This is a genomic window from Paralysiella testudinis (genome assembly GCF_016894345.1).
Taxonomy (GTDB): domain Bacteria; phylum Pseudomonadota; class Gammaproteobacteria; order Burkholderiales; family Neisseriaceae; genus Paralysiella; species Paralysiella testudinis.
Genome location: NZ_CP069798.1, coordinates 1,056,834 through 1,073,409 on the forward strand (window position 1 = coordinate 1,056,834; position 16,576 = coordinate 1,073,409).

Genomic DNA, 16,576 nt, shown 5'->3' on the forward strand with positions numbered 1-16,576 from the left:
TTCGAATGCGGTTTATTATTTTTTAGATTCGGTATTTTGATTAAGGCTGCCTGAAAACAAAAGGCATACTGCCACTGCTGCCGTAATGGCCTAGCTGGGAGATACAATGAGAAATCAAGCAATTTTGGCGATATTGCAAAATCTGAATGCCGCACGTGATATTAATGCTTCGGCGGTGGTGTCAGTCGATGGCTTGTCGATGGCTTCTGCATTTCCGATGGATATGGATGAAGACCGCATCGGAGCGATGTCGGCAGCCATGGTGTCGTTGGCGGTACGGGTGGCCAAGGAAGTGATACAGGGGCGCTTGGATCATGCGATTGTGAATACCGACAATGGCTATATGCTGTTTTTTCAAGTTAACGAAAGTGTTTTGCTGGTTACCACTACACCGGCAGATGCCAAATTGGGGTTGGTTTTATACGATAGCCAAAATGCACTGCAAAGCTTGGCTGCGGTGCTGTAAACACAATGCTGCAAATCAATAACTGAAGATACGCACCCGTATCCAGTGTCACTATAGTTAAGGCTGCCTGAAGCATACAAATGGATTGTCGGACCCGGTTCGGTCTTAAAAATCTATTGCATCTACGAAGGCAGATGCCTAGGCTGTGTCCTCATTTTAAATCTTGTTGAAAAATGACCCAATATTTTGGCTATCTTGGCAATTTTCCAAAAGACAAACCATCGTTGTACGTCAATTTTTTGGCCTTTTGAGTGCAAAAAGGCCTATTTTCGTCTTCCTCCACAAATGAGGACACACTCTAGTCTGAAGCAAGACTTCTGCTTCACGGCATACATCTATTACTTTTAATAACTGAAGATACGCACTCATTATAAGGCTGCCTGAAGCCCTCCACGGGTATTTCCGTTACACCTACGTAGGCAAGTACCCAGTTCAAAACACCGCTTTGATTCTAATAAAACAACGGAAGCCTTGCTTCAGACTGCGTATCTGCTTAACACAGGTGCAGCGGACACGGTAGCACAAGAATTTCAGTCAGCCTTAGCTGATATACTTAGCATGCAGTAGTTCATTAGGCCGTAAAACAGAAAATTTGACTATCCTCAAGTAGGTATTGAAAATACCATGATAGTATGAATTCCTTTTTTCGTTTTGATTAAATGGCTAATATATTGTCATATTTTGGGATATTTAAATTATGAGTGATTCTGTTTTAAACGATATCCTGCAAAAATTGAACCAATCTGGCGAGATTGTTTCTTCCGCAGTGGTGTCCACCGATGGCTTACCTATTGCCGCCGCTTTGCAGACTGGGGTAGATGAAGACCGCATCGGTGCCATGTCTGCCGCCATGTTGTCGCTGGGCACTCGCTCAGCCAAAGAGGTATTGCAAGGTACCCTCAACCATTCCATCATCCACACCGACAACGGCTATATGTTGCTGTTTCAGGCAGCCGATTCCATTTTGCTCACCATCACCACCACCCGCGATGCCAAGCTGGGCTTGGTGCTGTTTGAAGCCAAGCGTGCGCTAAAAGACATTGCCCGCCATTTTGGTGAGTAAGCCACCCATTGTTGTTTTCTTCCAGCATTGCAGGCTTTCTTTGCCTGCTTTAAATTCGATAACAAAAAGACGATACACACATGAACATTCATGATTTACAACCACCGCGGCCCACTGGCGGCACAGTGGTTGAAAAAACACTGCATTACTTCAACGACAGCACGGCCCGCACTGTGTATGTTACCGATATCGAATTTCCCTATCCCGATGGCGAGCTCATTGTGTCGCGCACCGACACCAACGGCATTATCACCCATGCCAATCAGGTATTTGTGGACATCAGCGGCTGGCAGCGTGAAGAAATCATTGGCGCCCCGCACTGTATTTTGCGCCACCCCGATATGCCCAAAGCGGCCTATGCCGATTTATGGGCCACCATCCAGCGTGGTGAGCGCTGGATGGGCTATGTGAAAAACCTGCGCAAAGACGGCGGCTTTTATTGGGTGTACGCCACCGTGCTGCCCAATATTCGCCAAGGCAAGGTAATCGGCTACAGCTCCATCCGCCGCAAGCCATGCCGCAACCAAGTGGCCGAAGCGGAAGCTTTATATGCCGCCATGCGCGCACAGGAGGGCAGCCATGTTTAAGATGATGGTGGTGCCGGACTACATGCCGGATCAATTCAGCGCTTGGTATATGCTCAATACCCATTTGCAAAAAACCGCCGACATCAATATCGGCTTGGTGATGCCCGAATCGTTTGCCGAGGTGGCGCAGTTGCAAAAAGCCACCCCGGCGGCGATGATTTATGCCAACCCGTTTGATGCCGGCCATTATGTGCGCGACCAAGGTTACCGTCCGCTGGTGCGTCCGCGCGAGCAGTTCGACGAAGTGGTGTTGGTGTGCCCGGCGGATGCCGCCTATCAGCGCATCGAAGACTTACAGACTCCGCTGCGCTTGGCGGTATCGCACAACGAAGATGCCAACTTTATCGGCCAACGCCTGCTCGAGCCTGCCGGGCTGCCTGAAAGTGATGTCGAGCGCCAACACAAAGACAATTTTCTAATGGTGGCCTCTGCGGTGGCGCGCGGCCAGGCCGATGTGGGCATTGTGTCGGCGGATGTGTATGCGCAATTGAGCGACATTACCCGCAGTCGGCTTAAAGTATTGCTGCAAAGCCGCATCAACGAAATCAGCCATGTGTGGCTTTACCTGCCGCAATGGCAAGCCGAAGCCGATGCCTTGCAGCCGATACTCACCGAGCTGCACACCGATGAACCGGGCCGCCGGATTTTAACCAGCTTGGGTATGCCTGCGGGCTTTGAAATCCTAGATGAAGAAAGTATGGAATTTATGATTGATTTGGTGGATACCCTGCGCGATTAAAGGCTGCCAGAAAAAACGGTGCTGTGTGCTCTAGGGAGATACAGCACCGTTTTTGATTTTGTTGACTGAAGTTACGCACCTGTTTATCAAGGCTGCCTGAAATGTAAAACCGTTATTGCCGAATCCGGTTCGGCAATGACAGATTCGATGGTTTCAGGCAGCCTTGGATGGCTGCCATAAACCGGCAGGCAAGGCTAAACACACGCTTAAGCCGCAGGGCGGTTCGGTGTTGTCCACGCTGATGTCGATATGCCACTTTTGGCACAAGGTAGACACAATGGCCAAGCCCAAGCCGCTGCCGTTTTCGCTTTGCCCGGCCACGCGGTAAAACGGCTCGAAAATCCGCTCGCGCTCGGCTTCTGCCACGCCGCAGCCGGTGTCGCTAACGCGGATGTAGAGGGTATTCTCAGCCGTGGTGCAGGCCACATCAATGCGGCCGTTTTTGGGGGTGTAGCGGATGGCGTTTTCGAGCAGGTTTTTGAAGATACTGCGCAAATCGGCCGGGTCGATGGCCAGTGTGTAGTCGCTGGTGGACAACACGCCCATGTCGAGCTGTTTTTGTTCGGCCAGCGGCAGCAAGTCGGTATAAAGGCCGCGCAGCAAAGGCAGCATAGCGGTGCCGCTGCCCGGCTCGGTATGTTGGTTTTGCGCCCGAGCCATGTCCAGCAATTGGGTAAGCAATTGCTGGGTACGCTGTAAGCCGCTGCGGGCTTTGGCCAGCAGGGCGCGGCGGCCGGCTTCATCATCTGTACTGTGCTCCAATTGTGCCAGTTGCAGGGTTAGCGCGGTAATCGGGGTGCGCAGTTCGTGGGCGGCATTGGCAATAAAGCGTTTGTCGTGTTCTTGGGCTGCCTGAATCTGGATAAATTGGCGGTTAATTGCTTCCACCAGCGGGCGTACCTCGCTGGGCAGGCTGCGGGTGGGCAGCGGCGACAGTACGTTCTCACGGCGCTGGTCTACTTCATTACTCAATTGTTGCAAGCGGCGGAACAGGCTGTGGGTAAGCCAGCCGGTGAACAGCCACACCATGGGAATCAGTGCCAGCAACGGCCACATGCTGTTGCGTGCGCTTTCGGTGGCAATATGGTTGCGGTAGGCGGTTTGCTGGGCAATCACCACGCGGCTGTCGGGATGGTGGAAGGCATGGATGTACACCCGCCACGAGGTGCCACCACTGTTGAAGTCATAAAAGCCGGGCGCATATTTTTGCAATTGATGCTGAGCAATGGGGCTACCAAAAATCAGATTGAGACGCGGCGAGTTGATGTTTTGCACCACAATATCCGACACGGGAATGGTGGCGGTGGATTCGGCCACCATATTTTCATCGCTTTCGGTATCGAGGTCTTGTTTCAATACCGGCTTGTGTGGGTCGAGCAAGCGGGCAATATGGCGCAACTGCACGTCTTGCAGTTCGTGTGCCTCCTGAAAGGCAGTGCGGTACGACAGCGCACCGGCCACCAATGCCATGGCCGATACCAGCAAGGACAAGCCCACGGCCAGCCGCCAGCGCAAGGAGTAAATCAGTTTTTGGGTGCCACCAGCCATCCCAGCCCCGTACGTTTTTAATCACTTCGCTACCCAATTTCTTGCGGATGCCGTGGATAATGAATTCCACCGCATTGCTTTCCACTTCTTCATTCCAGCCGTAAATGCGCTCTTCCAGCTGCTGGCGCGAAAAAATAGTGCCCGGCTGCAATATCAGTGTGTGCAGCAGGGCGTATTCGCGTGCCGACAGGCGCAGGCTGTTGCCGTTGGCAGCGGCTTCACGCGTGGCCGGGTTCAGGCTGATGACGCCGTTGCCCAACAGGGGCGTGGCAGAACCTTGGCGGCGGCGCACTACGGCGCGGATGCGCGCCAGCAATTCTTCCGGCTGAAACGGCTTGACCACATAATCGTCGGCACCCAAATCCAGGCCGTGGATGCGTTCATCCAGCGCATCGCGGGCAGTCACCAAAATCACCGCTGTTGTGCCGCCGCGTTGGCGCAAGCCTTGTAAAACAGCCAAGCCGTTTTGATGCGGTACGCTGATGTCGAGCAATGCCAGCGGATAGTCGTGGGTTTGCAGGGCGCTGGCGGCGGCATCGCCATCGGCCACCCAGTCCACCGCATAACCGGTGGCTTTTAAGGTGTCGCGAAGCGCTTCGGCAATCATGGTGTCGTCTTCAAGCAGCAAAATTCTCATGATGGATTATTATCATCGGCCGCACGCAGCGGCAATGGTGCCAAGCCTACGCGCTTGCCGTAAAAAAGAAAAGCGGTGCAATAAACCACGCAGGCCATGAAAAATACCGCTTCAGGCTGCCTGAAGCGGTATAAACACCCTGTGTTTCCAATCGTCTTGGCTGTTGGCAAACAGCGCTTGGCGATTATTTCTTAGCTTCGGTTTTGGCCGCTGCTTTGGTTTTGTGGTGTTTGTTATGCTGTTTTTTGTGTGTGCCTTTTTCTTTTTTATGGTGCTCTGCTTTATGAGGTGCTGCCTTGGCTGGGGCGGCAGCGGCGGGTTTGGCGGCGGCCGGAGCGGCAGCAGTGCCTGCGGCAAAAGAGGCTACGGAAGTCATACCCAAAGCGGCGGCCAATAATACGGACATCAGTTTTTTCATGCGATTAACTCCTGAGAGAAATTGAAATTAGCTGGTAAGCTCAAGCAAAACCGCAGTGGTTTTGTTGGATACAGAATAAGCAGGCAGACTTAGGCCAAACTTAGCGCCGATGTATATTTGTGTAAATATAGCGGGCGTGCTGGTGATGCACGTGTGCGGGCTGATGGAGATAATTAAATATTTGAATTTGTTTATCTAATGATGGAAGTGGTATGTAAGCGAGGTGAATGGATACAGAAAAATGGCGCGAATTTTTTGAAAATTTGACGTTTTTAAATGCAAGAATACGGGCAAAAAAATAACCGCAGTGTGCGGTTAGTGGTGGCAGACCCAGGATCGAACTGGGGACACACGGATTTTCAATCCTATATAAAATAATTAAGTATTTGATTTTAAATATATGTGATGCTTGCACATACAGCCACATACAGTATAAATCACCTACAGTTAGTCACAAATATGGCACACCGATTTTCGTAGATTTCGAATGATTGGTAGCACCAGAATGCAAATTTAAGCACCTTCGAAGGGTGTTTAAGTTTGCATTTTTTATGCCCTGAATAAACATGGAGTACGCTCATGACTGTGAACAAAGTCCAACTTATCGGCCGCCTCGGGCGCGACCCGGAAGTACGCTATATGCCCAACGGCGATGCCGTATGCCATTTTTCCATCGCCACTGAAGAACAGTGGAAAGACCGTGACGGCAACCGTCAAACCCGCACCGAATGGCACAGCATCGTGTTGTACCGCAAGCTGGGCGAAATCGCCGGGCAATATTTGCGCAAAGGTGGTTTGGTTTACATTGACGGACGCATTCAGAGCCGTAAATACACCGGCAAAGACGGGGTGGAACGTACTGCGTATGAAATCATCGGTAACGAAATGAAAATGCTCGGCAGCAAGGAGCTTGGCGTGAAGGCTGCAAACCGCCCGGCTGAGGAGGCTCAACCTCAAGCTACACCGTCGGCAATGCCGCCTGTTGGTGGTCAAAGCAGTCAGCGGCCAGCCCCCGTACCTGTGGATGATATTGACGACGACATCCCGTTTTGAGTGGGCTGAAAAGCTGCTCAACTTCTTGCAGACGGGAGTTCTGCTGAACAACCTTAATTTGAGCCAACCCATAAGGAAGTTTCAATGAAAGATTTTTTTAATGAGGTAAGTCGGTGTTTACGGTATTTTTTAGCACCTGATAAATTGATATTTAGAGATACCAGAACCGTATACAAAAATGCTTACTGTGAATTGACCGAAGAAGAAAAATCCAAAATCAATGATGATGCTTTATGGGCTGCCAGCAGTAATGATCCTGTATTTCTTCGAGCGAAAAGAAAATATTTCACCGCTCTTGAAAAACAGGGGAATTTTTCTTACCGTCAAGAACTGGCGGCAGAAGGCAAACATCTGCCCAGCGATAAGTTAGAAACCCTCTATCAGGAAACGATTGCATTGATAGGTGAAATCAGCCGCCACATTGCTTGGGGTGCGCTTCTCTTGAATCAAATCGGTAAATCCAGTCTTTGGGCACATAACGGCATTGATTATGCTCATGATGATGAACGTTCCTATTGGGCAATTTTTGTACAGAACGACGATCAGCTGCAACTTGCCCATCATCAACAAATCATCGCCCACGATGTGTATTTCGCCTGTAAAGCTTTAGAAGCGTTGGAAAAGCTGAATTTTGCCAATATTGAGCAGCAAAAAATTCACCCGGAAGTTTTTGAAGACATACAAAACCTACTGGATGGCGAATACCCCTGTTTCCGGCTGCCTGAAGAAATCGAGCAAGCCCTCGGCGCTCAGACCAGTAAAAACGGCTTGAACCGCCTTAAAATCACCGACCGCTTACGGATGCTGCTGCACAATCTGCACCAAATCAATTCATTTGAAAGTGAACCATGAAGCCAACCATCTTCAAACTGCTGCTGCCATGCTTGGCCATCGGCATGGCCAACGCCAACCCACCGACCTTGCAAAAAGCCGTTTACCAACCCGCTGCCGCTACTGCCCAGCGGGTTAATTTTAATGAACTGGCCAAAGCCTGCGCACCGGGTGTGCACCACGACACCATGCAGGCGATTGCCCGGGTGGAGAGCGGTTTCAACCCTTACGCCATCGGCGTGGTGAAAGGCGCATTGAAGCGCCAACCGCGTACCCATGCCGAAGCGGTGGCTGCTGCCAAGATGCTGCATGCCCAAGGGCGGAATTTCAGTATGGGACTGGCGCAAATCAACAAATACAACCTGCCCAAATACGGCCTGAATTATGAAACTGTGTTTGATCCCTGTAAGAACCTGAATACCGGTGCCCAAATCCTCACCGACTGTTTCAACCGTGCCGAAGGCGGCAAGGTAAGCCAGTCAGCATTGCAAAAAGCCTTCTCGTGCTATTACAGCGGCAATTTCCGCTTCGGCTTCACCCGCGACTTTGCCGGTCAGCCGTCGTATGTACAGAAAGTGGTCAACAGTGCCGCCGCCAATTCAGCCGCCACCACCGTGCGGGTGCCTGCGGTGGATGGCCGCACCCCGGTTGCCGCCGCTCCGGCCAAGGGTAAAACCGGCCGCCCGATGACCGCCACCACTAATGCCGAAGCACCGGCCACCGCCGGCGTGATTTCCACACCCGCCGCCGCCCCGGCAGTACCCGACCGAGTGCCGGAGCAATGGGATGTATTTTCAGAATTTATTTAAGCAGCTTCTTGTTACTGATAAGGGATTTTCTGTCTTTCTGAATTTCTGATTTCGTAACGTCTATGAACCTGCCGTTTTATTTTCCCGAATCTAATAAATGGCTTTATCCATTTTTAGTGTTTACCGCCATCAGGCGGTTTTTTTGTATCTGCCGCCTATGTGCGGTTTTTGTTTGATGACTTGTTTTTATCACTTATTTGGAGATGTAAATGCGTACTTTAAAAAATACCCGCGACTGGGTGCAGGCATTGCTGCTGTGTTCGTTGTTGGGCTTTGCCAATATGGCATTAGCGGCCGGCTTCGATGAGGTTTCCGATATGGCCAAAACCGTCCGTACCGCTGTTTATGCGTTAGTGGGTGTGGTGGCCGGTCTGTGTTTATTGTGGCAATTCGTACAGGGCTTTGGCGGGCGCAAGACTTGGACGGATATTCTGGAGACCTCGGCATGGATTGTGGGTGCGGGTGCCGCGATTGCCTTCGCTACTTGGTTGTTTACCAAAGGCGGCTCAATGAGCTTTTAAGGATTCGATATGGCTACCCATAAAACCGAAGACATCCACACAGAGCAGATGACCTTTAACGGGCTGGCACGACAGGCAATGGTAATCGGCGTGCCTTTGCCGGCATTGGCCATCTGCGGTTTTACCGGTGTTATGGCCTCAATGGTGGCAATGCCGTTCCTAGAAGGTTCGGCATTGTTTTTTCTGTTGTTACCTGCGCCGATGATTGCCTTTTTACGCCATATCTGTGCCAACGATGACCAAGCATTGCGCATTATTGTGTCGGAAATGCAATGGTTTGTTCGCCGCCGCAATGCCAAGCTGTTCAATGGCACCAATACCATACTCGCCACCAAATACGGGAGACAACAAAGTGATTATCAGCGATTTTTTGAGCAAGGCGCTGAAGGGGCAGCCGGCACAGTCGGACTTTCTGCCCAAAGTCTGCCAACACGTCACCAATAACATCGTCCATTACAAATCCGGCCATGTGGGTTTCACCATCCGCATGCAGGGCTTACCTTTTGATGGTGTGGACGACAAGCACCTTTTTACCCAGTTTGTGTCACTGCGCCTATTGTTGGCCGGGATGGGTAAAACCCTCGGTAACCGCTTGGCGGTGTGGGGGACATTGCAGCGGCAAAAAATCAATTTTGACCGCCAATACCGCTTTGATACCGCATTTTGCCAACGCTTTACCGAGAAATATTTGCAGCGTTTCCAAGAAAAAGACTATTTTGAAAACGTCTTTCACTTAAGCGTGGTGATTAAAACCGACAACATCAACAGCGGCATCAAAGAAGCGGAAGAACAAATCGCCATTTTGATGCGCATGTTGGAGCCGTATGAACCCACCTTATTGAGTGCCTATCAAAACCAAGATGGCGTGGCTTTTTCAGAAGTGTATGAGTTCTTTGGCAGCCTGATTAACGGCAGCCATCAGCAAATACCGCTGACCAATATAGATGCTTACCAAGCCATCGCCGGTGCCGATTTGCACTTTGGTACCGATGTTTGCGAAATCCGTCCACAGGCTGGCAAACGAAAGTTTGCGCAGATGTGGGATTTAAAAGACTACGGCGTCAGCAAACCGAAAATCCTCACCAATATATTGACCTTGCCGTTTGAGTTCACCTTTACCCAGAGCCTGATTTTTGTAAACCCTTACGATATGCAGGGCACCATCCGCAAACAGTTGAACAATCTGGAATCGGCCGGTGATATGGCCAAAGAGCAGATGGAAGAATTGCAGGAAGGACAAGGCAAGTTGGTTACCGGTGAACTGATGTTCGGTGATTATCATGCTGTATTGGTGGTATATGGTAAAACGGCAGAACAGGCTGCTGATAACGGTGCCCGCGCGTACTCGGCCTTCCTCAATGCCGGCGGTTACCGCTTCACCAAAGCCGGCATGTCGGCACCGGCTACCTTCTTCAGCCAAGTGCCCGGCAGCAAAGAGCGGCCACGCTCGTTTCCCAAAACCACCGCCAATCTGGCCACCACCTTCGGCATCCACAACTACTCCTACGGCAAAAAAACCGGCAACCCCTTGGGTGACGGCAGTGCCGTTATGCCGCTGCAAACCGTGTCCAAAACCGTATTTGACTTCAATTGGCATTTCTCCAATCCGAAAGAAGACAACATCGGCGAAAAAATTGCCGGCCATACCCTGATGTTGGGTGCCACCGGCACCGGTAAAACCACACTGCAAACCGCCATTGTGGCATTTACCGAACGCTTCAATCCCAGCCTGTTTGTGATGGATTTGGATCGGGGCATGGAAATTTTTATCCGTGCGGTGGGCGGGAATTATTTTGCACTGGAAGCCGGTAAACCCACCGGGCTGAATCCGTTCCAACTGCCGGACAATCCGGCCAATCGTGAGTTTCTGTACACCTTGGTGGGCATGTGCGGCGAAGATGAAAACGGCAAACTCACTGCCACCGAAGAAAAGCAGATTCAGGTAGCCGTAGACAGCCTGATGAGCCTGAGCTTTGAAAACCGCCATTTCAGCCATCTGCTGCAAAACATCCCCATCATTCCCGACCCCAACTCTTTGCGGGTGCGGTTGGAAAAATGGTGCCGCAGTGAAAACGGCCGTTTTGCTTGGTGTCTGGATAATCCGGTTAACCTGTTTGATCCCGACAACTTTTGGCGGGTGGGCTTTGACCTGACCGAAATCCTCAAAGACAACTACCCGCCCACCGGGCCGGTGTTTGCCTATATGTTCCATCTGCGCAACCTGATGATGAAACGGGTAGCCGAAATCGACGGTATTTTGGCCACCATCATCGAGGAATTCTGGTTTCCGGCACGCTTCAAGGTAACCGAAGAAATGATGCTGAAAATCCTCAAAACCGACCGCAAACTGGGTGGCTGGCTGATTCTGGTGTCGCAGTCACCGGAAGACGCCATTGCGTCGTCGATTTTTCCGGCGATTGTGCAGCAGACACCGACCAAGGTGTTTTTGCCCAACCCCGATGCGGAGTATGAAGGCAGCTACCAACGTTGCGGCCTTACCTACAAAGAGTACGAAGAATTGGCCAAGCTGTCGGTGAATAGCCGCACCTTCTTGGTCAAACAATCGAAGCAATCGGCGTTTGCCATGCTGGATTTGTACGGTTTTGACGACGACATGCCCTTCTTGTCCGGCTCGTCCGACAATGTGGAGCTATTACATCAGATTATGGCGGAGTACGGCACCGAACCGCAGCAATGGGAACGGCCGTTTATTGATGCCATTCGGGCGCGTAAAGCGGCGAAGCGCAAGCAGGTGGAGGCGGTTTAACCAACAAAGCCGCCAACATTGCTTGTTGGCGGCTGTTTAAACGGATAAAGCTATGTGCGATATGAATGTTTTAGAAATAGTTATTGCAGTAATGACTGTCATTTTTGCTCTTTTGTGTTTAGTGATTGTGATGTTGCTGCTGCTTGGCTGTTACCTTCATAAGATGTGATTGAGCGCAGGAGTAATGGCTCTCCTGCGCTCAAGTAACACGGCAAAAATAGACAGGATGGACAGGGTTGTAGCAATAACCGTTGCACCAATAGTGATGTAATTTAAAACAGTAGGAGATGGCATGGCTTCATGTTTATTTATGTGGGCTGCTATTATTTTCGGCCTGATAGCGATTCTTGTCCAGTTGGCGATCATCACCATACTGGCACCCCCCGAGTGGATCGAAGATAGGATTAGCTGTTGGATGAACCGCTGGATTCGTTGATATTGGTGACTTCGATACACACATAGCAATACGCCTAACACTTATTTTTGACAGCCCGGACGCGGGCCTTTGTTTTATCCGGCCACCTGCAATGGTGGCATTTTTTATCCTTGCAAGGAGATTCAAATGCAACGTTTTAACAAAAACCGTTTAACCAAATTGGCGGCCATCTTGATTTCAGGCAGCCTGATGCTCAGTCCTATTGCTGCTACTGCCGGCATTCCTGTTACTGATGCAGGCAGTATTGCTCAAGCCATTCAGCAGGGCATTCAACTGAAAGAACAAATCGATAACCAAATCAAGCAGATTACCGAACTGAAAAGCCAGGTACAGGCGCTCACCGGCACCCGCAATATGGGTAATTTGCTCAAAGATACGGTGAAAGACCAGGTGCCGGATGAGTGGAAGGATCTGTACAACAGTGCCACCGGCACCAACTACAAAGAATTGCTCAAAGGCAAAGACTACAAGCCTGAAGATGCACTGAGAATGCTCACCAGTAATTACAGTAATACGATTAAGGCTTTTGAAGACACCAAAAAGCGTCTGAAGAATATTGAAGGCTTGATGAAGGCAATTGATGGTGCTCAAGACATGAAAGCGGCTGCCGACTTGCAGAACCGGTTGGCGGCAGAGCAGGCGATTGTTCAAAACAATCAGGTGAAACTGGACATGATGGCTCGGTATTTTGAGATGCAGAAAGAAATCCAAAGTGCCCAACGTGTCACCCACACCAACTGCCAGCGTGCCAAGAAATTTGGTTGGGATACTGCGGGTTGTTAATCAGGTTTAAAAACACAGGCTGCTTTAACCGAACACCTTAAAGCAGCCTTCGGGAGCACAAAATGGCTTTTACCTCGGATTTGTTTACCGGGTTGGCGAATGAATTCACAACCAAGTTGGGTGACAATTTATTCACCAGTGTCGGTTCTTTTATCAGCAATATTGCACCGTTATTTTCTATCGGTTTCGGTATCTATATTTTACTGGTGGTGATGAATGCTTATGGCCGGGGTTTTGATGAAAACGTAATTGATTTATCCAAACGGATAGTCGGCTGGTTAATCGTAATTGCGTTTGCATTCAATGCCGGGCAATATGCAAAATTGGCCAACATTATTTACGATATGCCGGAAGGATTGGCATCCATGTTCAGCCCAAAGCCCTATAATATCAGTGCTTTTGATGCCAGTGCGGCAAAACTGGAAGAATTGGTCGCCCAGCTTTACAAATTGGATGACAGTGAACCGCCTTGGGAATTCGCTTTCCATATGGCGGTGAATTTCAGGATTATTCCCATCGTATTGGTGTGCGGCTATATTCTGTTGGGCGCATCATTCGCCTATTATGTTGTGGCCAAAGTCTGCTTGGCCTTGGTGATTATGGTCGGACCTTTGTTTTTGGGCAGTATGCTGTTTCCTGCTACCCGTCAATACGGCATGAACTGGATAGGCCAATGTTTAAATTATACCGTTATGGTGGTGATGTTCACTATTTTGGGCTTGTTACAGACGGCGTATTTCGATCAACAGATAGGCAAATACTTGAACCAAGGTGTGGCCGCGAATATTGTGGTGGCCGAAGGCCTGCCAAGTATGTTTATTGTCGTGACGATTTTTTTCCTGCTGGTTGCCTGGAAAATCCCTTCTATCACTTCAGCATTAACAGGAGGTGCCAGCATAGAGGGTGCATTCAGTACAGTAGCACGCATGGTCATGCGGGCAAAATTCGGCGGCTTGGGCGGCGGTGCCGGTCGTGGCGGCGGCAGCATTGCCCGCGGGCGTTAAACTTTAATTGAGAAAGGATACTGTGATGGCTAAATTCTGGGTAATCAGCTTCTTCGGCTGCGTCGTATTGGCGACTGTTTTGTTCGGTACCTACATAGGCGCTGTTTTTGGTTTGTTGAGTGCGCTGACCTTTTTTGGTATGCTGTTTTCGGTATTTACATGGGGTGGTGATTATTACGATGACTATGATTAAGTAAGCATCGATTGCTCAAAGCGGCCGACAAATGTTAACGGAGTGTTACCAGCCCCACGCGCATTACACCCACACCCGCTTTTGCCCAAAGCGGGTTTTCTATGCCCCAGCCGGTTTTAAGGATATGGATATGCAACGCATTAAATACATTGGCCGCGAACTTGCCTTGTTTATCGCGCACAAGATGCGCGATGAGTTGATTTTCAATATGGCCAAATTGGAGGGCAATACGCTGACGTTTGCTGAGACTCAAACAGTCATTCACGGGATTTCTGTGGCAGGCAAGCGGATGTCGGAACTGCATCAGATTGAGCATATCCGAGACGGCTGGGATGAAATTATCCGCCAAGTAGAAAGCAACCGCTTTGGTGTAGATAAGGATAATTTTATTCTGATCAACAGCATTGTAGCCCGTGGTGAAAATCCGCAATTGGGGCAGTTCCGCACCCGTCCTGTCAGCATATCCGGTACCGAATACATGCCGCCGCTGCCCATGTTGCTTAGTGATGCATTCCGCAATATGTCGGAACACTATCACCGTACCCCGGGTATGGAGCGTGCATTCGACCTTTTTCTTGATACTGCCCGCAATCAGTATTTTGCCGATGGCAATAAACGGACCGGGCAATTGATGATGAATGGCGAATTGATGAGCCGGGGCTATGCCCCGATTACCATTTCACCCAAAAACGAAACCCGTTTTCATGAAAATCTAATCGGCTTTTACGAATCAGGGGAGAAGCCGCAGATGATTGACTTTTTGATTGAATGCTTAAATGATCCGCGTTATGCCGTCATGCAGCAGGCAGCCGAGCCGGAAAGTGATTGGGATATCGACCGTTAAAAAACCGCCAAGCTGAAACTTGGCGGAAACGGATGTTTTTTTGGTTTTGGCAAGTGTCTATTGACTGAGCCACATCAGCAAAGCTAAAATAACCCTCAAGTCAAGTTTCAGCTTGACCCGAAACTTACCTGTGACAATGAGAAGTTTCATCATGTTAATCCACTCCTTCCGGGGTGGCATGATTCACAAAGCCCCATTGCCGTGGGGCTTTGTGTTACCAGCTCCGCGCGCATTATACCCACAACCCGCTTTTGTCCAAAGCGGGTTTTTTATTGACAAGCCACCGCGAAACAGGCAGGATAACCGCATCACTTCACTAGCGGTTATCCGCACCCGTCAGCGCGGCTTTTTTGCGTCTGTTACAAGTATGGTTTGTATTGCGCCATGCTTTTTCAGGCTGCCATTGTTTCAATGGCGGGTCGAGAACGCCGAATACAATACCTTCGGGAAATAAGCGTCGCCTACTAGTGAGGTGATTGAAGCCCGCCACCCATCAAGTGGCAATATCAATCAAACACTAGGAGTCAGTTATGACTAAAAATATCATCCCTGTCTTTTCAGGCAGCCTTCCTGATTCTCAATCTGAAACTCGGAAAAGGCTGTTGATTCGGTGTTGTGGGCCAGCATCTACATTTCAATTTTGATTTCGTAGATTGATATTGACAGTCTGCCTTCTTGGCGTTAGAGTTCATGTCAGGTGCTGAACACACCTCTCTAGGCGGACGCCGCTCCCGACAGTCAAAGCGGCTTTTTCACGTCCGTAGGTTTCTCGTTGCTCCGTGATACGGGACAATGGCGTCTATGGCCGGGTAGCGCGCAGCTATACAAGACCCGCAAGGGGAAATCTGCGGGCCGCCCTAGAGCGGTGTTCAAGTGCCCGGCCGCCTCTCTGAACAGGAGGCGAAATTGAACGATCTCTAGGAGGCCATCATGGCTAGTCAAAATCTTCTCTCTGTGGGTGCCACTTCCGGCGACACCCCTCACCAGACCTTCAACTTCGACCACCTGCCAGTGCGCACCGTCAACCGCGATGGTGAAATCTGGTTTGTTGCGGCAGATGTATGTGCCGCTCTTGAACTCGCCAACCCTCGCCAAGTTGTCAGTCGTCTCGATGATGACGAAAAGGGTGTCCTTACTGTGGACACCCTTGGCGGCCCCCAAGAGGTGGTGATCGTCAGCGAGTCCGGCCTATACAGCCTGATTCTGACCAGCCGCAAGGAAGAGGCCAAACGCTTCAAGCGGTGGGTCACGCATGACGTGCTGCCCGCCATCCGCACCACCGGCAAGTACGAGGCTAAGCCGGGCCGTGGCCGCCGTGCTGTGACGCAGCAGGCGCGGCAGGTGCCTTTGCTGCCGGCGCCGCGCAACATCCGCCGCCGCGATGATTTGTCGTTTACCCGGCGCAAGCCAAATGGCAATCTGATCAATTGGACGCCGCCCACCAATGAATATGGTTTCTACGATTGGTATGAGGCCTACGGTATTGGCGAGGCTTGGCTGGAAGAAGTCGTGGAATTGAGCAAACACAACCATGAAGAAGCCTATTATGCGTTGAAAGAAGCAGCCCGCTTAATGTCCCACTATATCCGTGATGTAGGCAGTCAGGGTGCAGGCCATGTGGAAGGTTTTTTTGCCAGAATGGCGCGCTATACCTTAGCGGGGATGATTAGCCACCCTAAGGGTGTTTCCTTCCCGTTTGTATTTGAATCCGCAAAAACCGCCACAGACAGTTTGGCTGTATACCTGCAACAGGCCGCACCGTTAGATCAGGAAGAGCTCAAATGGCAGGCATGGATGTTATCCGAACCGTGCAGGCAGCGTTGTTATGAGCAATCTTTGCATGAATTATTGTGCGGCCGCTGAAACTGTTAAAAAAA

General features: G+C 50.4%; 19 protein-coding genes. 15 read left to right on the forward strand and 4 right to left on the reverse strand.

Annotated elements, in window-relative coordinates; translation table 11 throughout:
• The first annotated feature begins 106 nt into the window (after positions 1–106).
• The 4 genes from JQU52_RS05355 (at position 107) to JQU52_RS05370 (ending at position 2,855) form a co-directional block, all read left to right on the forward strand.
• Entirely contained in the window at positions 107–466 is a 360-nt protein-coding gene (locus JQU52_RS05355) for a roadblock/LC7 domain-containing protein (RefSeq protein WP_230340106.1), read from the forward strand.
• A 697-nt stretch (positions 467–1,163) separates the two neighbouring features.
• Positions 1,164–1,529: a roadblock/LC7 domain-containing protein gene (locus tag JQU52_RS05360; RefSeq protein WP_230340107.1), complete on the forward strand. Its 366-nt coding sequence runs from the start codon at positions 1,164–1,166 to the stop codon at positions 1,527–1,529.
• 125 nt (positions 1,530–1,654) lie between these two features.
• Positions 1,655–2,116, forward strand: coding sequence for a PAS domain-containing protein (locus tag JQU52_RS05365; protein ID WP_230340108.1), 462 nt, complete (start codon positions 1,655–1,657; stop codon positions 2,114–2,116).
• The gene (locus JQU52_RS05370; protein ID WP_230340109.1) at positions 2,109–2,855 is read left to right on the forward strand and encodes a PhnD/SsuA/transferrin family substrate-binding protein; all 747 of its coding nucleotides are present in this window, start codon (positions 2,109–2,111) and stop codon (positions 2,853–2,855) included. Before JQU52_RS05365 ends, JQU52_RS05370 begins: the two co-directional genes overlap by 8 nt.
• Before the next feature lie 153 nt (positions 2,856–3,008).
• Here JQU52_RS05370 and JQU52_RS05375 read toward each other — a convergent pair whose 3' ends face one another.
• The 3 genes from JQU52_RS05375 to JQU52_RS05385 form a co-directional block, all read right to left on the reverse strand.
• Positions 3,009–4,268, reverse strand: a complete 1,260-nt coding sequence (locus JQU52_RS05375; RefSeq protein ID WP_328301396.1) for a sensor histidine kinase — start codon at positions 4,266–4,268, stop codon at positions 3,009–3,011.
• A complete protein-coding gene (locus JQU52_RS05380; protein WP_328301191.1) occupies positions 4,180–5,040 on the reverse strand; it encodes a response regulator transcription factor in 861 nt (286 codons plus the stop codon). The genes JQU52_RS05375 and JQU52_RS05380 overlap by 89 nt, the downstream gene beginning before the upstream one ends.
• Before the next feature lie 184 nt (positions 5,041–5,224).
• Positions 5,225–5,458: a hypothetical protein gene (locus JQU52_RS05385; protein ID WP_230340110.1), complete on the reverse strand. Its 234-nt coding sequence runs from the start codon at positions 5,456–5,458 to the stop codon at positions 5,225–5,227.
• A gap of 579 nt (positions 5,459–6,037) precedes the next feature.
• Here JQU52_RS05385 and JQU52_RS05390 point away from each other — a divergent pair.
• The 6 genes from JQU52_RS05390 to JQU52_RS05415 all read left to right on the forward strand — a co-directional run bounded on the left by JQU52_RS05390 (position 6,038) and on the right by JQU52_RS05415 (position 11,439).
• A complete protein-coding gene (locus JQU52_RS05390; protein WP_230340111.1) occupies positions 6,038–6,511 on the forward strand; it encodes a single-stranded DNA-binding protein in 474 nt (157 codons plus the stop codon).
• Positions 6,512–6,595: 84 nt separating this feature from the next.
• Positions 6,596–7,363, forward strand: coding sequence for a hypothetical protein (locus JQU52_RS05395; RefSeq protein WP_230340112.1), 768 nt, complete (start codon positions 6,596–6,598; stop codon positions 7,361–7,363).
• Positions 7,360–8,151 carry a lytic transglycosylase domain-containing protein gene (locus JQU52_RS05400; protein ID WP_230340113.1) on the forward strand — a complete coding sequence of 264 codons (792 nt, stop codon included), beginning with the start codon at positions 7,360–7,362 and terminating at the stop codon, positions 8,149–8,151. The genes JQU52_RS05395 and JQU52_RS05400 overlap by 4 nt, the downstream gene beginning before the upstream one ends.
• Before the next feature lie 209 nt (positions 8,152–8,360).
• The gene (locus tag JQU52_RS05405; RefSeq protein WP_230340114.1) at positions 8,361–8,672 is read left to right on the forward strand and encodes a TrbC/VirB2 family protein; all 312 of its coding nucleotides are present in this window, start codon (positions 8,361–8,363) and stop codon (positions 8,670–8,672) included.
• A 9-nt stretch (positions 8,673–8,681) separates the two neighbouring features.
• Positions 8,682–9,116, forward strand: coding sequence for a VirB3 family type IV secretion system protein (locus JQU52_RS05410; RefSeq protein WP_230340115.1), 435 nt, complete (start codon positions 8,682–8,684; stop codon positions 9,114–9,116).
• Positions 9,025–11,439 (forward strand): VirB4 family type IV secretion/conjugal transfer ATPase, encoded by a 2,415-nt coding sequence (locus JQU52_RS05415; protein ID WP_230340116.1) that lies wholly within the window; start codon positions 9,025–9,027, stop codon positions 11,437–11,439. Before JQU52_RS05410 ends, JQU52_RS05415 begins: the two co-directional genes overlap by 92 nt.
• Before the next feature lie 156 nt (positions 11,440–11,595).
• Here the strand turns inward: JQU52_RS05415 and JQU52_RS05420 are convergent, their stop codons facing one another.
• On the reverse strand, positions 11,596–11,811 hold the full coding sequence (locus tag JQU52_RS05420; protein ID WP_230340117.1) for a hypothetical protein: 216 nt from the start codon (positions 11,809–11,811) through the stop codon (positions 11,596–11,598).
• Between the two features lie 190 nt (positions 11,812–12,001).
• On the opposite strand from JQU52_RS05420, the gene JQU52_RS05425 reads away from it, so the two are divergent.
• The 5 genes from JQU52_RS05425 to JQU52_RS05445 all read left to right on the forward strand — a co-directional run bounded on the left by JQU52_RS05425 (position 12,002) and on the right by JQU52_RS05445 (position 16,562).
• Positions 12,002–12,658 (forward strand): type IV secretion system protein, encoded by a 657-nt coding sequence (locus JQU52_RS05425; RefSeq protein WP_230340118.1) that lies wholly within the window; start codon positions 12,002–12,004, stop codon positions 12,656–12,658.
• A 62-nt stretch (positions 12,659–12,720) separates the two neighbouring features.
• Entirely contained in the window at positions 12,721–13,662 is a 942-nt protein-coding gene (locus JQU52_RS05430; protein ID WP_230340119.1) for a type IV secretion system protein, read from the forward strand.
• A 25-nt stretch (positions 13,663–13,687) separates the two neighbouring features.
• Positions 13,688–13,855 carry a hypothetical protein gene (locus JQU52_RS05435; RefSeq protein ID WP_230340120.1) on the forward strand — a complete coding sequence of 56 codons (168 nt, stop codon included), beginning with the start codon at positions 13,688–13,690 and terminating at the stop codon, positions 13,853–13,855.
• Positions 13,856–13,985: 130 nt separating this feature from the next.
• Positions 13,986–14,699, forward strand: a complete 714-nt coding sequence (locus JQU52_RS05440; RefSeq protein ID WP_230340121.1) for a Fic family protein — start codon at positions 13,986–13,988, stop codon at positions 14,697–14,699.
• A 930-nt stretch (positions 14,700–15,629) separates the two neighbouring features.
• Entirely contained in the window at positions 15,630–16,562 is a 933-nt protein-coding gene (locus JQU52_RS05445; RefSeq protein WP_230340122.1) for a BRO-N domain-containing protein, read from the forward strand.
• Positions 16,563–16,576: the final 14 nt, after the last annotated feature.

Excerpts from the sequence above, each read along its gene's own strand:
- JQU52_RS05355 (WP_230340106.1), top strand. The coding sequence starts at position 107 with ATGAGAAATCAAGCAATTTTGGCGATATTGCAAAATCTGAATGCCGCA.
- JQU52_RS05360 (WP_230340107.1), top strand. The coding sequence starts at position 1,164 with ATGAGTGATTCTGTTTTAAACGATATCCTGCAAAAATTGAACCAATCT.
- JQU52_RS05370 (WP_230340109.1), top strand. The coding sequence starts at position 2,109 with ATGTTTAAGATGATGGTGGTGCCGGACTACATGCCGGATCAATTCAGC.
- JQU52_RS05380 (WP_328301191.1), bottom strand. The coding sequence starts at position 5,040 with ATGAGAATTTTGCTGCTTGAAGACGACACCATGATTGCCGAAGCGCTT.
- JQU52_RS05385 (WP_230340110.1), bottom strand. The coding sequence starts at position 5,458 with ATGAAAAAACTGATGTCCGTATTATTGGCCGCCGCTTTGGGTATGACT.
- JQU52_RS05390 (WP_230340111.1), top strand. The coding sequence starts at position 6,038 with ATGACTGTGAACAAAGTCCAACTTATCGGCCGCCTCGGGCGCGACCCG.
- JQU52_RS05395 (WP_230340112.1), top strand. The coding sequence starts at position 6,596 with ATGAAAGATTTTTTTAATGAGGTAAGTCGGTGTTTACGGTATTTTTTA.
- JQU52_RS05400 (WP_230340113.1), top strand. The coding sequence starts at position 7,360 with ATGAAGCCAACCATCTTCAAACTGCTGCTGCCATGCTTGGCCATCGGC.
- JQU52_RS05405 (WP_230340114.1), top strand. The coding sequence starts at position 8,361 with ATGCGTACTTTAAAAAATACCCGCGACTGGGTGCAGGCATTGCTGCTG.
- JQU52_RS05410 (WP_230340115.1), top strand. The coding sequence starts at position 8,682 with ATGGCTACCCATAAAACCGAAGACATCCACACAGAGCAGATGACCTTT.
- JQU52_RS05420 (WP_230340117.1), bottom strand. The coding sequence starts at position 11,811 with ATGGTGATGATCGCCAACTGGACAAGAATCGCTATCAGGCCGAAAATA.
- JQU52_RS05425 (WP_230340118.1), top strand. The coding sequence starts at position 12,002 with ATGCAACGTTTTAACAAAAACCGTTTAACCAAATTGGCGGCCATCTTG.
- JQU52_RS05430 (WP_230340119.1), top strand. The coding sequence starts at position 12,721 with ATGGCTTTTACCTCGGATTTGTTTACCGGGTTGGCGAATGAATTCACA.
- JQU52_RS05435 (WP_230340120.1), top strand. The coding sequence starts at position 13,688 with ATGGCTAAATTCTGGGTAATCAGCTTCTTCGGCTGCGTCGTATTGGCG.
- JQU52_RS05440 (WP_230340121.1), top strand. The coding sequence starts at position 13,986 with ATGCAACGCATTAAATACATTGGCCGCGAACTTGCCTTGTTTATCGCG.
- JQU52_RS05445 (WP_230340122.1), top strand. The coding sequence starts at position 15,630 with ATGGCTAGTCAAAATCTTCTCTCTGTGGGTGCCACTTCCGGCGACACC.